Origin of the sequence: Rhizobium chutanense, from assembly GCF_002531935.1 — a bacterium.
In the GTDB taxonomy this organism is placed as follows: Bacteria; Pseudomonadota; Alphaproteobacteria; order Rhizobiales; family Rhizobiaceae; genus Rhizobium; species Rhizobium chutanense.
On the sequence record NZ_NWSV01000018.1, the window covers coordinates 101,178 to 115,417 of the forward strand.

12 protein-coding genes and 1 tRNA gene are annotated in these 14,240 nt (G+C 62.1%); 4 read left to right on the forward strand and 9 right to left on the reverse strand.

Annotated features, from left to right (window positions below):
- Positions 1–93: 93 nt before the first annotated feature.
- The 3 genes from CO666_RS23000 to CO666_RS23010 all read right to left on the reverse strand — a co-directional run bounded on the left by CO666_RS23000 (position 94) and on the right by CO666_RS23010 (position 2,021).
- A tRNA-Leu gene (locus tag CO666_RS23000) sits at positions 94–178 on the reverse strand.
- A 152-nt stretch (positions 179–330) separates the two neighbouring features.
- A complete protein-coding gene (locus CO666_RS23005; RefSeq protein WP_097614481.1) occupies positions 331–921 on the reverse strand; it encodes a GDYXXLXY domain-containing protein in 591 nt (196 codons plus the stop codon).
- Entirely contained in the window at positions 918–2,021 is a 1,104-nt protein-coding gene (locus CO666_RS23010; RefSeq protein ID WP_097614482.1) for a DUF2157 domain-containing protein, read from the reverse strand. The genes CO666_RS23005 and CO666_RS23010 overlap by 4 nt, the downstream gene beginning before the upstream one ends.
- 860 nt (positions 2,022–2,881) lie before the next feature.
- Here CO666_RS23010 and CO666_RS23020 point away from each other — a divergent pair.
- The 3 genes from CO666_RS23020 (at position 2,882) to trmFO (ending at position 4,999) form a co-directional block, all read left to right on the forward strand.
- Positions 2,882–3,028 (forward strand): DUF1127 domain-containing protein, encoded by a 147-nt coding sequence (locus CO666_RS23020; RefSeq protein WP_010067591.1) that lies wholly within the window; start codon positions 2,882–2,884, stop codon positions 3,026–3,028.
- A gap of 294 nt (positions 3,029–3,322) precedes the next feature.
- Positions 3,323–3,466 (forward strand): DUF1127 domain-containing protein, encoded by a 144-nt coding sequence (locus CO666_RS23025; protein WP_003573524.1) that lies wholly within the window; start codon positions 3,323–3,325, stop codon positions 3,464–3,466.
- Between the two features lie 108 nt (positions 3,467–3,574).
- The gene (trmFO, locus tag CO666_RS23030; protein WP_097614484.1) at positions 3,575–4,999 is read left to right on the forward strand and encodes a methylenetetrahydrofolate--tRNA-(uracil(54)-C(5))-methyltransferase (FADH(2)-oxidizing) TrmFO; all 1,425 of its coding nucleotides are present in this window, start codon (positions 3,575–3,577) and stop codon (positions 4,997–4,999) included.
- A gap of 56 nt (positions 5,000–5,055) precedes the next feature.
- On the opposite strand, the gene CO666_RS23035 is transcribed toward trmFO, so the two are convergent.
- From CO666_RS23035 to yajC, 5 genes are all read right to left on the reverse strand, one after another.
- Positions 5,056–5,523 carry a hypothetical protein gene (locus CO666_RS23035; protein ID WP_097614485.1) on the reverse strand — a complete coding sequence of 156 codons (468 nt, stop codon included), beginning with the start codon at positions 5,521–5,523 and terminating at the stop codon, positions 5,056–5,058.
- A gap of 74 nt (positions 5,524–5,597) precedes the next feature.
- Positions 5,598–6,455 carry a phytoene/squalene synthase family protein gene (locus CO666_RS23040; RefSeq protein WP_097614486.1) on the reverse strand — a complete coding sequence of 286 codons (858 nt, stop codon included), beginning with the start codon at positions 6,453–6,455 and terminating at the stop codon, positions 5,598–5,600.
- 2 nt (positions 6,456–6,457) lie between these two features.
- The gene (locus CO666_RS23045) at positions 6,458–6,844 is read right to left on the reverse strand and encodes an Mth938-like domain-containing protein (RefSeq protein ID WP_097614487.1); all 387 of its coding nucleotides are present in this window, start codon (positions 6,842–6,844) and stop codon (positions 6,458–6,460) included.
- Between the two features lie 4 nt (positions 6,845–6,848).
- The gene (gene secDF / locus CO666_RS23050; protein WP_097614488.1) at positions 6,849–9,389 is read right to left on the reverse strand and encodes a protein translocase subunit SecDF; all 2,541 of its coding nucleotides are present in this window, start codon (positions 9,387–9,389) and stop codon (positions 6,849–6,851) included.
- Between the two features lie 48 nt (positions 9,390–9,437).
- The gene (yajC, locus tag CO666_RS23055) at positions 9,438–9,785 is read right to left on the reverse strand and encodes a preprotein translocase subunit YajC (protein WP_085737084.1); all 348 of its coding nucleotides are present in this window, start codon (positions 9,783–9,785) and stop codon (positions 9,438–9,440) included.
- Between the two features lie 203 nt (positions 9,786–9,988).
- Between yajC and CO666_RS23060 the strand changes: the two genes are divergently transcribed.
- On the forward strand, positions 9,989–10,861 hold the full coding sequence (locus CO666_RS23060) for an ATP-binding protein (RefSeq protein ID WP_085737083.1): 873 nt from the start codon (positions 9,989–9,991) through the stop codon (positions 10,859–10,861).
- A gap of 105 nt (positions 10,862–10,966) precedes the next feature.
- Here CO666_RS23060 and CO666_RS23065 read toward each other — a convergent pair whose 3' ends face one another.
- The gene (locus tag CO666_RS23065; RefSeq protein ID WP_097614492.1) at positions 10,967–13,942 is read right to left on the reverse strand and encodes an NAD(P)-dependent oxidoreductase; all 2,976 of its coding nucleotides are present in this window, start codon (positions 13,940–13,942) and stop codon (positions 10,967–10,969) included.
- Positions 13,943–14,240: the final 298 nt, after the last annotated feature.

The following is a 14,240-nucleotide window of genomic DNA, read 5'->3' on the forward strand; positions in this document are numbered from 1 at the left end:
CCGCCCGAAGCGGAACGGCACTCGCGGGCTTTTCGGGACAACTCTCAATTGTTCTGGAACAACCGATTCATAGTCTCCCGCCTGCAAACAGCTTGGTGCGGGTAGAGAGACTTGAACTCCCACGCCTTGCGGCACCAGAACCTAAATCTGGCGTGTCTACCAATTTCACCATACCCGCGTTCACAAAACCGCATGCCTATGCCTGCGCATGAGGCCTTCCGGAGCGCGGCGTCTCTATATCACCCGATTTGGCCGAGGCAAAGGAAAAATGAACGGTCGATGACAGGGATCTGCGCCTCACAAGCCGCCTGGCTGCGAAGCGCCATCGGATCAGTAAAGCGGCTCGTCGTAAACCGGCTTGCGGTCAACGAGAAGGCTGCGAATCTGCGCGGTTCCATCAGGCGAGACGCGCACTGCAATGGCGACATTACCGCCATTGCGGGCCTCCTCGATCGGCTTGCCCTCGCCTTCCGGAACATAGTAGCGCTCGATGCCATATTCGACACGGATGCTATCGCCCGCGGCAAGCCCGCTGCTGTAGAATGGCTGGCTGCGCAGGATCACGGTCTCCGGCTGCGGCGGCAGTTCATGGAAGGACGATTCGATCGCCGTCCAGAAACCGTCCTCCTGCTTCTTTAACCGGACCCACAACACACGTTCGCCGGGCTCGGCCGGAATGCCGCCGGAAACCGTCTGCACCGGCACCGAGGAAATGTCATAGTTCAAGACGACATAATCGCCGCGCAGGAAATCGCGCGGGTCGACAGGCGCCGTCTTCAGCAGTACCTCGGCGCCATTGCTGAGGATCGATGCCCGGCTCTGGATGATCGTGCCGAGGATCAGGGTCTGCAGGCCGGCGACAATGATCGCCGATAGCAGATAACCCTTGCCGGACTGCAGCTTTGCCATGAACGAGCTCATGCGCGCTCCCCCTGTGCGCTCGCCGAAAACCGCCGCTCGAGACGGATGACGATCCAGGCGACAAGGGCCACCACGAGACCCGAGAACAGGAAGAGGCTCGACGTGCCGAGGATCGAGCCGACGGTGACGGAGGCGAGGTAGAGCATCTCCGCGGCAAAGGTGACGTAGGCGAGATAACGCACCGCACCGTTGTCCCTGCCGTGCAGGGCAATCGCCAGCACGGAGGCGGCGAGCGTCGCCAGCCCCAGCACCACCAGCCGCCAGCCGTCCTCGATCTCGATATGCAGCAGCAGGAAACCGATCGCCGCGACGAGGAAGCTGTAGAAGGCCGGGGCGGCACCGGCGCTCCTGACCAGGGAGGCGATGCGCGGGAGCGGCAAGGCCGTCAGGACGACGGCCACCATGCCGCCGACGGCGAAGGCGAGCGCCACGGCAATCTCCTCATAAAGAGTATAGAGCCAGGCGAGCCAGCCGATCAAAAGCAGATAGGCCAGATGGCGGGCTCGCTCAGCGCCGGTATAGCGCACCAGGGCGATTGTGATCGCCGCCATGACCGGTGCCATCCAGGGATCGAGCCCGACCCAATGCGTATCATGATTCTCGAGATAGACGGCAAAGGACGCCCAGGAGAGAAAGCCGGCGACGACGGTGACTGCGCCCGAACGGAACAGGATCGCCGAGATGGTCGCAATGGCGAACCAGAGATACATCACCGTCTGCTCGTCGCCGGAGAGATGATACATCTGCCCGACCAGCGAGATGGCGCCGCCGAAGCTCATCGCGCCGATGATAAGCAATCCGCTCGCTGCCGCCGTCGCACCGCGGGCGAGCATCAGGGCGGCGCCGATATGAACCGCCCAAATCAGGAGAAGGATGGCGCCGACGCGCACGAGGCGCGGGATGTCCTCCCAGTGGGAGGCGACAACAAGCAGGATGGCGGCGGCAAGCAGCACCGCTGCCAACGCCATCAGCACCCTGCCGAGGCTGAAGCTTGCCGGGCGAGCATCATATTCGGCCAGCAGCGTGGCCGCCGTTTCCTGGCCCAGCAGGCCCTTGCCTACCCAGAGCGAGAGATCCCGCTCCAATCTGCCGCGATACATGCTCCACCCCTTCGTTTCGCGACGCCGACTGCGGCGCTGCGGCTCATGCCGTTATAGCCGCAGCACGGGTGTTCGCAAACGCTGCTGCGACAAATATACAAGTTCCTCATTGGTCTAACTTATATTGGGCATTAACCGGCCGCTAACGCCGGAAGTGCATAGATAAGCATAGGAATGGAGAGCTATGCGGATTTCGCATATCCCTCATGAATTTATTGCACTGCAAAATCGGAATTAGTCATACTATTTATATAGTCATTGAAGCACGGGGATGGCGCCCCGGCCCGGCCCAGCCGGATGCCCGTGGATCTTTTGTCCGTGACGAGATTCGCAGCAGCGCACTCCTCCTCCCAGCGCGCTGTGATAGGCTGGCAACACTCCTCCTCCCAGTTGCCAGTCACCATAATGCGCCCGCCGGATCCTCCCCCGGCGGGCGTTTTTTTCTCGGCAGAAACTAAATTAAATCATTGGCGGATTGGGGATTTCCGCCGCAGAGGGCCGGCTGACCACATTGTGGTCACACCCGGCCAACCATGGCCGCCAACAAATGGGCAGCTTTCGTTTCGACGCGGAGAGCGGATAAACGCGCGAAACCGCCCGCGGAGCAGCGGCTTTCGGCAGCGGCGCCCACTCCATACGCCAAACCGGATGAGTTTCGCTGGCGCAATTCTGCCCATTCGTTGACCAGAAAATGGTAAGTCTGCCTCAAATACTCCTGGAGCATTGCGCCATTCGCATAGGTGATCTGAAAACTTGGCTGTTTTAGTCTTTCGCGCCGCAACATATATTCGGGTCATCAAATAGAGGTCAGCGCCGATCGGTGGCTGCTGGCAGATCAAACCCTCGGAAAGGGGCTTAACATGAACTTCTCTCGCTCTTTCAATAACTGGCGCAAGTATCGTCAGACCGTCACGGAACTCGGCCGCATGACCAACCGCGAATTGCACGATCTCGGCATCGACCGTTCGGACATCCATCGCGTTGCTCGCGAAGCTTCTTCCCGCTAATTCCAGGCGATCGCGGCTCCTCCCAAGCGCGATTGTTCTCGATCGAAACGCCCGCTGTACCCACAGCGGGCGTTTTCTTTTGTCCGCATACGGCTACCGTCGCGGTTGCATGTTTTTGCCGCGTCGCTACCCGCTCAAAAAATATTCACCGCTTAAATTGAGAGCATCACACTGCACAATTGCATGGCAGACGCCATTTATTTGCACTGCACAATGGGACCGAGATCGCCTATATAAACATCAACCGCAGAGAGACAGGCGATCCCGCCGTCCCACGGACATAGGAAGAAGACAATGAACCCGATCCGCATTGCAAAAAGCTGGCTTAGCTACCGCCGTACGCTCAACGAACTGGGCGGCCTTTCCAACCAGACCCTGTCCGATATCGGCGTCAGCCGCTACGACATCCGCAATATCGCATCCCGCTCTTTCCGCTAATAGCGGGCTCGCCAATAGCGAGCGCGATGCTTCCAAGACGGCGCCCTCAGGCGCCGTTTTTGATTCCGGGGTGTTGGATCGCACCTGCCGACATGATATCAGCCCGGAATGAACACGATGTCCTCCTATTCCCCCATCCACGTCGTCGGCGGCGGGCTTGCCGGTTCGGAAGCCGCCTGGCAGATCGCCAATTCCGGCGTCCCCGTCATCCTGCATGAAATGCGCGGTGTGCGCGGCACGGATGCGCACAAGACCGACGGCCTTGCCGAACTGGTCTGCTCCAATTCCTTCCGTTCGGACGATGCGACCAGCAATGCCGTCGGCGTCATCCATGCCGAGATGCGCATGGCCGGCTCGCTGATCATGGCCACTGCCGATCGGCATCAGGTGCCGGCCGGCGGCGCGCTCGCCGTCGATCGCGATGGCTTCTCCGAGGCGGTGACCAAGGCGATCCACGACCACCCGCTGATCACGGTGGTGCGGGAAGAGGTTACCGGCCTGCCGCCAAAGGACTGGGATCTTGCCATCGTCGCCACCGGACCTCTGACGGCGCCGTCGCTTGCCAGCGCCATCCAGAAGGAAACCGGCGAGGATTCGCTCGCCTTCTTCGACGCCATTGCGCCGATCGTCTACCGCGAGAGCATCGACATGGATATCTGCTGGTATCAGTCGCGCTACGACAAGGTGGGGCCCGGCGGCACCGGCAAGGATTACATCAACTGCCCGATGGACGAAGCGCAGTACAATGCCTTCGTCGACGCGCTGACAGCAGGCGACACCGTCGGCTTCAAGGAATGGGAAGGCACGCCCTATTTCGACGGCTGCCTGCCGATCGAGGTGATGGCCGAACGCGGCCGCGAGACGCTGCGTCACGGGCCGATGAAACCGATGGGGCTGACGAACGCGCACAACCCGACGGTCAAGGCCTATGCCGTCGTGCAGCTGCGCCAGGACAACGCGCTCGGCACGCTCTACAATATGGTCGGCTTCCAGACCAAGCTGAAATATGGTGCGCAGGCGGAAATCTTCCGGATGATCCCGGGTCTGGAAAACGCGGAATTTGCCCGTCTCGGCGGTCTGCACCGCAACACCTACATCAACTCCCCCACCCTGCTCGACCCGTCGCTGACGTTGAAATCGCGGCCCGGCCTGCGTTTTGCCGGTCAGATCACCGGCTGCGAGGGATATGTGGAAAGCGCCAGCGTCGGCTTGATGGCCGGGCGTTTCGCTGCCGCCGAACGCAAGGGCGAAGCGATCTCGCTGCCGCCGGCGACGACGGCGCTCGGCTCGCTGCTCGGTCATATCACCGGCGGCCATATCGTCACCGACGAAGAGCCGGGCAAGCGGTCGTTCCAACCGATGAACATCAATTTCGGGCTGTTTCCGGAGCTCGAGCCGGGTTCGATCGTCAAGCCCGAAGGCGTCAAGCGTTTCCGCGGCAAGGACAAGACGATCATGAAACGGCAGCTGATTGCACGCCGCGCCCTTGCAGACTGTGCCGCCTGGCTTGGGCAGATTTCCGCGTCTGCATAGTCCAGTGTTCAGCGTTCTTTGCGCGCTTTTCAGAGGCGCGGCGCTGTAAGCCGCGCTTACTGCTTGTTCGCCGCCGACATATTATCGGATGGCAGATCCTTATCCGGCTCGGCGATATAGTTGCCGAGCAGCCAGAGCGCGACTTCCGACGCCTCTTTGGCGGAAGCGAATTCGAAATCGCCGTTATGATGCGGCGCATCCAGGAACTCGATCACCAGCCCCCTGCCCGTTTGCGAGCTGACGACGCGCACGCGGCCCGGCTCGATCAGATGGCAGGCGAAGTGACGCGACATATTGCGCATGACGCCGGCCTTATTGTCGTGCAGGCGCACGAAGACGGCCTGACCGTTTTCCGTCGCCTGCAACTGGCGGATCGCTTCGTTTGGAAAGGCGCGGCCGAACTCGATGATGGCGAGACCCGTGTCATGCAGGCCGTCTTCCTTGTTCTGCGCAGCCATGCGCGTTGCTGCAAAAGCAAAGAAGATGACGATGGCGAAAAGAACGCACCAGACGATAATGCCCACGCCCGAGTCTCCGTTCAAAAAGGGTAGCGGTTCAAGGCTTGTAACGCGTGAGACTTGCGCGAGTTTGACCGGCGTCAGATTTTTCTGCGGATTATCGAGAGCGCCATCTGCAGCTGGCGGCGCCATTGCGGCAGCTGCAGCGGTCGGTCGAACAGCAGGACGCCGCGCTTCTGCGCTCTGACGAGCACCGGTTCGGCAAGCGTCGCCGGCAGGAAGGCCGGAAAGACGGCTGATGCAATCGGTCCGGCCGCCCTCGCCTTTGCCAGATGTTCGCGACCAAGGCCGGCGAAGGCTTCGATGGCCGCAGAAATGCGCGGCCGATCTTCGCCGGCAAGGAAGGCATCACGGTCGAGACCGGTGGCGGAGAGGATCTGCAGCGGAATATAGACCTGGCCGCGGCGGCGATGCAGCGGCATCAGCAACAACAGGCCGGCAACCGCCTGGGCAATGCCGGCATGACCGGCTACATCAGCCGACCGTGCCGCCTCTTCAGGCGAAAGCACGAGGCTCGCAAGCTGAATCAGGGCCGATGCCGTCTCGCCGGCATAACCTTCGAGCGACAGGCGCGTGTCCATCGGATCGTCATAGAGGTCGAAAGTGCGGGCCTCGATCATGTCGATTAGCGTCTGGCGCGGCAGGCGGTGCGTCTCGATCGCCGTCAGAAGTGCCGCGGCGACGGGGTTGGCGGCTGTCGAACCATGCGCGCTGCCTTCCAGCAGGTCGCGCCAATATTGCAGCCTGACCTCGCCGGGCAACGGTTCGTGCACGAGATCACGGATGCGGGCAAGCTCGGCATTGAAGGCATAGAGGGCCGCAAGCGCGCCCCGCTTTTCCTCCGGTGACAGCAAACAGGCGAGGTAACGGTCGCGATCGCTGTCGCGCAGCATCGCCAGGCAGATCTCCTGGTTCTTCGTCATAATCGCTTCAGCCATCGTCAGACCGCGATCAATGCCGCAGCGACGGCGCGCTGCTCGGCGAGCATGATATTGAAGGTGCGCACCGCTGCCCCGGTGTTCATCGGATCAGAGGCAATGCCGCGCGCCTTCAGCGCCTGCTTCAATTCCTCCGGCAGGCGGCGAAGCTCGGTTCCGGTGCCGACGAGCAGAACTTCGATATCACCAGCCTCATCCAGCACACGGCGGAAATTTTCGGGCGACAGCGGTTTCGACATATCCATGTCCCAGCCATGAATGCCGGAAGGCAGGCAAAGGATCGAGCCGCGATGCGACATGTCGGCAAAGCGGAAGCCGCCATTGCCGTAAGTATCGATCGGCGCACGCCCGGGGAAATGGGCGGCGCGGATTTCTATGCCTTTTGCCATGTTTTCAAACCACCGTGCCGGATTTTACACCAGCATCCGTCTTGTTGCTCTCTTCCCCGTCGGGAGCCCCCGGCCGCAGCCGAAAGACGATCAAGACAGGGGCGGCGATATAGATCGAAGAGAAGGTGCCGAGAGCGACGCCGAAGAGCATCGCAAAGGTGAAGGAGCGGATGACTTCGCCCCCGAAAAGATAGAGCGCCAGCAAGGCGAGCAGCGTCGTCGCGGCGGTCAGAACGGTGCGCGACAGCGTCTGATTGATCGAGGCATCGATCAGGATCGGCAACGGCATCTTCCGGTATCGCTGCAGATTCTCGCGCATCCGGTCATAGACCACCACCGTGTCGTTCAGCGAATAACCGACGATGGTCAGCACGGCGGCGATGCTCGTCAGGTTGAACTCGATGCCTGATAGCACGAAGAGACCGAGCATGATGATGACGTCGTGCAGCGTGGCAATGATGGCGCCAACCGCAAACTGCCATTCGAAGCGGATCCAGATATAGATGAGGATCGCCACAAGTGCTGCCAGCACGCCGAGCGTCGCCATCATCGTCAATTCGCCCGATATGGCGGGGCCGACGACCTCGACCCGGCGAAAATCATAATCCGCCTGGAGTTCGCCGCGCACCAGCGTTGCCGCCGACTGCTCGGCATTCTCGCCGCCGCCCTGGGAGGCGATGCGAATCCGCGCATTCGACGGGCCGCCGGCGCGCTCGACACCGACCTCGCCGAGATTGAGATCATTGAGGCGCGATTGGAGATCGGCGATATCGGCATTGCCCTGCTTTGCCGTCACCTCGATGAGCGAGCCGCCGGTGAAATCGATGCCGAGATGCAGGCCGACGGTGGCAAAGGCCGCCATGGCGATCAGCGAGATGACCGCCGACGTCGTAAAGACATAGCGGCGGATGCCCATGAAGCGGATATTGGCGTGTTCGAACAGATGCGTCAGCACGCTCTTCGGCAAATGCCGGGGATGGCGCCGCTGCAGCCAGACGGCAACGATCGAGCGCGTCAGCGTGAACGCCGTAAAGACGGTCGTCAGAATGCCGACCGCCAGCGTCACGGCGAAACCGCGGATGGATTCACTGCCGAGGAAGAAGAGGATGACGGCGGCGATAAAGATCGTCACATTGGCGTCGACGATCGTTGCGAATGCACGCTGGAAAGCGCGGCCGACCGCCTCCGCAAAGGAATGGGCGGTTTTCTCCTCTTCGCGGATGCGCTCGTAGATCAGCACGTTGGAATCGACCGCCATGCCAACGATGAGCACGATGCCGGCAATCCCGGGCAAGGTGAGCGTCGCGCCGGCAAGGCTGAGCACCGCGACGATGAGGATCAGGTTGAAGACGAGCGAGACGACGGCGATGACACCGAGGATGCGATAGAGCGCGATCATGAGCGCTGCGACCAGCACAACGGCGACGAGGCCGGCAATGAGACCGGAGAAAATCGATTCGGCGCCGAAACCCGGGCTGACGCTACGCTCCTCGACGCTTGTCAGGGTCGCCGGCAAAGAACCGGCGCGCAGCATCACGGCAAGATCGCGAACCCCGTCCTCGGAGAAGTTGGCCGAAATCCGGCCCTCGCCGCCGGTGATCGGCGCCTCGATGACCGGCGCCGACATCACCTGGTCGTCGAAGACGATGGCAAGATGTTTGCCGACATTCCGGCCCGTCGCCTCAGCCAGCCGCGCTGTGCCCTCCGCATCGAGACGATAGTCGATCGACGCGTCCTGCGTCTGCGGGTCGATGAGCGGCTCGATTTGCACCATGTTGCCGGCCGTGGCGAAAGCCGTGCGATCGACGAGATAGGGAACCGGTGGGTCGTCCAGCGAATAGAGCACCTCGGATGTCACCGGCCAGCGGCCGTTCAATGCCTCCTGCCCCGACATGCTTTCGTCGATCAGATGAAAGGAAAGCTTGGCCGGCTGGTTCAAGAGGTTCTTCAATCGCTCGGCGTCGACCGATCCCAGCACCTGCACGACGATCCGGTCGGCGCCATCGGGACCGACGATGAAATTGTCGTAGCCGAAGCCCGCGATGCGGCGGCTGACGATATCGAGCGACCGGGTCCGCGCGGACGCGACGTCAGCAGTGATGCCGGCGTCGGAAATCTGTAACGAGAGCTGTCCTTCCGCGCCCTGCTGCAGCGCGACCTCTGGTCCCGAACGCCCGCCGGGAGTGGTCAGAGGCTTCAGGAGATCGACCGCTTTCTGCGTCTCGGCCGGATCGGTAATCCGCACCGTGACGGTCTGATCGTTGCCGGTCAGCCCGGTATAGCGGATGCCGGCACCACGCAGTGCATTGCGCACATTGGCGACGACCTCTTCCAGGCGGTCCTTGACGATATCGGAGCGTTCGAGCTTCAGGACGATATGCGAGCCGCCCTGCAGATCGAGACCGAGCGTCATACGGTCGTGCCGCAACCAGCCCGGCAGAGAGGAACGCTGCGCCTCGCTCAGGAGATTGGGCGCAGCGATGACGATGGCCGCAAACGCAGCCAGCCAGATCAGAAGTGTTTTCCAGCGGGAAAAATGCAACATTCTCTCGACGATCTTCCGATCCGGCGGCTGTCCTGCCGTTATCGCTTGTTACGCTGCGTCGGCCTTGACCGGTTCACCCTTGACGCGAACGTCCGAAATGCCGCTGCGGACGATGCGAACGCGAACGCCATCGGCGATCTCGACTTCGACTTCCTTGTCGTCGACGACCTTGGTGACTTTGCCGACGAGACCACCACCGGTGACGACCTGGTCGCCGCGGCGGATTGCCTTCAGGGTTTCCTCACGCTTTTTTGCCTGTGCGCGCTGCGGACGGATCAGCAGGAAGTACCAGACGACCATCAGCGGCACGAACAGGATGATCATTTCGAAACCGGAGCCGCCGAAACCGGTTGCGGTGTCGGTCGCGCTCTGGGCGAATGCCGGGGTGATGAACATGCTAAACTCCTCAGGCTTGGCGGCGGAACCCCGCCTCTTTTTCAGGTTGCCGGACTATAATTGCCGCTTCGATGAATGCAACAGAAACAGCCGGAAACAGTACCGATTCCGCTGCCTCATAACCTTTCCGCCGGCAAAACGCCATGGTAGGCGGCATCGAAAGATCAAAGCCGAATGACGCAGCGAAAAACAGGAGGCCTGCGATGACCGAGGAAATCAACACCGCCCTGCTTGCCGAACTGAAGCGGCTCGCCGATGCCGTTCAGCGCCTTGCCGGGCCGGCGCCTGCCGTCAACGACTGGGATGCGGCCGACTGTTTCGTCTGGGCGCCGATGCGCCAGCACCTGCAGCCGGTGAAAAAGCCGAACCGGGTGGCGTTGAAGCTCATCCGCGGCGTCGATCATGTGCGCGATATCCTGCATGAAAACACGGTGCGTTTCGCCGAGGGTTATGCCGCCAACAACGTGCTGCTCTGGGGCGCACGCGGCATGGGCAAATCCTCCCTTGTTAAAGCCGTGCACGAGGATGTCCGGGGTGAAAGCGGCGTCGCGCTGAAGCTGGTCGAAGTCCATCGCGAGGATATTGCCAGCCTCCCCACCCTGCTCGACCTCCTGAAGGACACGCCCTACCGCGTCATCGTCTTCTGCGACGACCTCTCCTTCGATCACGACGACACCGCCTACAAGTCGCTGAAGGCGGCCCTCGACGGCGGCGTCGAGGGGCGGCCGGACAATGTGCTCTTCTATGCCACATCCAACCGGCGCCATCTCCTGCCGCGCCATATGATGGAAAACGAGCAGTCGACGGCAATCAATCCGTCTGAGGCGGTCGAAGAGAAGGTTTCGCTGTCCGACCGCTTCGGCCTTTGGCTCGGCTTCCACAAATGCAGCCAGGAAGACTATCTCGGCATGATCGACGGCTATGCCGATCACTTCAAGCTCGGGCTCGAACGCGACAGGATGCATGCCGAGGCGCTGGAATGGGCGACGACGCGCGGCGCGCGCTCCGGCCGCGTCGCCTGGCAATATATTCAGGACCTGGCCGGACGCATGCGCGTTCATATCGACAGGGCCTGAAAGCCGAAGCGCGCCGCATGAACCAGGTTCGGTGCGACGCGCTTCAGCCAGGCTCAAGGCCTCGGCATTGCAAGATGATCAGCGCTCGTTCGACGCCGTCATGGGTTATTCTTCCGTCGGTCCATAGAGAGCGAGCCGTTCGAGAAGGACACGCTGCCGGCCGGCGCTTTCGACCAGCAGGCCGGTGTAACGGTCGACGATCCGGTCGCGGTGGTTCGGGTCAGAGACGGCCGAGAGTGCACCGATAATAGCTGCGACCTTTTCCGAGGTCTGCCGCAATTCTTCGAGCAGATCCGACTTGTCGCCGATCTCGCCGACCACCCGCTTCGTCACCTTGCCGATTCCGGCCGGGGTGCGCCCGCCCGCCGAGACGTAGCCCTCGGGCAGGTCGCCCTTGAGATTGGTGACCGACTTGAAGCGGATGACGTCGAAGATCTGGTCGACCGCCTGTTTGGCGCCGGTCACCCGCGAGGGATGATCGGTATCGGCGGCGGCATGCGGCAGCAGTTCCAGCTTGCCCTTATGACGCCCTTCAAGCGGCAGGTAAGGCAGCATCGGTCCGCTGAGCGCGCCGGTTGCAGCATCCTTGAAGAGGTCGGCGTCGATCGCGGCATGGGCGATCTTGCCGGAGGAAAGCGCTGCGTCGAGCGCAGCGGCATCGACGACTTCGCCGCGGTCGTAATTGACCAGCACGGCGCCGTCCTTCATGGCGCCGAGAACCTTCGCATCGACGGTGCCGGCATTGGAATAAATGCCGGTCGATGCGTCCAGGCGGCCAAGGCCGATATGCACGGAGAGCACATCGGCGCCGCTTGCCGCTGCAACCGGGCTTGCGGCATAGTCGAAGCCCTCCGCCTCGATCCAGCGCCTGTGGTGCTCTCGGGCGTAGATCGCCACCTTCATGCCGAAGGCCTTGGCGAGCTTGGCGACTTCGCGGCCGATATTGCCGTAGCCGAGAACGGCAAGTTTCCGGCCTTCGAGCTTTGCCGTCGGGAAATCCTTGAGCTGACGCCCGGTATCGAAATCGCCGGCGGCAACCATCCGGTGCAGCCTGTCGACCGGCAGATCGGGAACGACTTTGAGGATCGCCTTCACAGCCATCTGGGCGGTTGCTCGGCTGTTGATGCCGGGGGTATTCATCAGCGGCGCCTCACCGCCCTCGCCGTTGCCTCCACCCCAGGAGGCCGAGCCCATGTTGCCGGTCCCCGCGCCGATACGCACGCCGCCGAGCGGGAAGACGGAAGCCTTCGGGATGAAGGTCGCCGCCGCGATCAAGGCGTCATACTGACCCTTGTCTGTCTGCGGCAGGATTTCCGCCTCGGTGCTGAGATCGGGTTGATAGAAGAAATGGATGCGGCCCTTCTCCAGCGCCGAACCGTCGCCGGCCGAGCCGACATGGAAGACACCGCCCTTTTCCTCTACATAGGCCCGGATTTCGCTGTGATCGGGCTTGCCGTCCGCGCCGAGGCGCAGGCCGACCAGATCGGCGATCAGCACCTTGTAGGCGCGTTGCGGATCGTCCCTGCGGACCGCTGTACCGGCGCTGACGGCCGCGTCAAACGTGACGCCCTCTTTCGCCAGTTCCTCTTCGAGAACGACGATCTTGGCGCGCAGGTAGGCATATTGCAGGTTTTCCAGAAGCGCCACGACATCCGCCGGCTCACGGATGCCGCCGACCCAGGCACGGTAGTCGCCAGGCGTTCCCGGGAACGCATTGACGTAGCGCGCCGCGTCGAGACCGGGCTCGAATTCGCCGTTCGGATGGGTGATGCCTTCGTAGCCGAGCAACTGCTTCGAGCGGGCAATGATACGGGCATGGATGGCGGGATCGGTGATGCCTGCATCCTCGATCTTCAGAAGCGTCACCGCGGCACCGCGCCGCTCGGCATCGGTAACGGTCAGCGACAGCAGCGGATGCGACTTCACCCACTCGTCGATCACCGCCCGATTGGCGGCGGAGCGCCGGTTAAGCTCGACAACCGATCCGACCCGCGCCTCGGATTGCAGGAGGCCGAACGTGGTCTCGGCAAAGGCGAGTGCGCTGTAGGTGTTGATGACGCCGCCGAGCATGCGGTCTTCCCCGGCATCGTAGAATGGCCCGGCATCCACGGAGCGCTTGGCTGAAAGCGGCTGGCGCGCATCGATCGGCGGCGCGATCTTCAGCTGGCGCGGGATCGCCCAGGCAGGATCCTGCTGGTTTCTCTCGACGAGCGCCAAGGCATGCGGCGTGAAGGAGGCGACGAAATATCCGGAGATCCCGCCGATTGCCTTCTGGAACGGCATGAACAGGCAGCATTTTGCCATCACCGCATCGACCAATTCGGGCTCCCAGGGCATGGCACCGAGCATCGACGTGGCGTCGAATACCGCATGATGGTTTGCCGGATCGCGGTCAATCCAGCTCAGCAGTTCCTGGATCTCGCGGCTCGTATACGCATTGGCGCCGGTGGTCTCGTGGCCGACGCCGACGAAGATCGACACGCCGAGGTCAGAGAGCTCAGCGGCCGTCGGGATCACCCCTTCGGAGGCAGCGAAATGGATACGGCTTTCACAGCCCTTTTCGGCGAAGCGCTGCATCTCGATCAGCTGCGTGGCCCAGGACTGACGGAAGAAGCCGGCCGCCCGGGACGGATCGCTTTCCGGGCGCGGCGTATCGACATAGACGCGCTGGTTGGCGTCGTTGGCGTTCATCAGATGCTGGACGCAGACGGTGTAACCGCTGTGGCCGCCGCCAAGTCCCACCGCCATGCGGTTCGTCTTCGGGAAATGGAAGTAGGTGTGGATCGCCCGCATCATGTCGGTCAGGATTTTATCCGCCGGATAGCCACGGTGCATGCTGCGGGAAATCTCGGCCGTGGTGAAGCCGCCGATATCGTTGCCCTTGTCGTCGAACTTCCGATAGGTCTTTTCGATCCATGCATCGAAGGCGAGACGCCGCAGCCGGCTATCCACTTCGTCGGTTGTCGCATCCGTGATCGGGCCGACGCCGAAAAACGGGTTGGACGGCAATTCCGGCGCACCCGAACGCGTCAGTCGGAGTGCTTCGAGACGCTGTTCCTGCATCTGGGCGATATTTGTCATGGGCTGCCTATCCGTCTTCAAAAGGGTCCAGGCATAGTGAATTGAACTTTCGGGAATGTAGAGATCATATGCGCCGAACGTCAGGCAGAATGCGTCATCGGCCTCTGCCGATGCCTGCAATGCGCACAAAGATAATCTCCAACGGCGAATTTGCGTCGATGCAGGTGCTGCCAACTCACCCTTCCGGCAGAAAGTCCACGCGACCGAAACCGCACATGCCCCAATCGGCATAGGGGGCGATCGTATTCGATCGCACCCCTGCCACACCACCCGGCATGCGGGTCCGCACCGGGCGGTT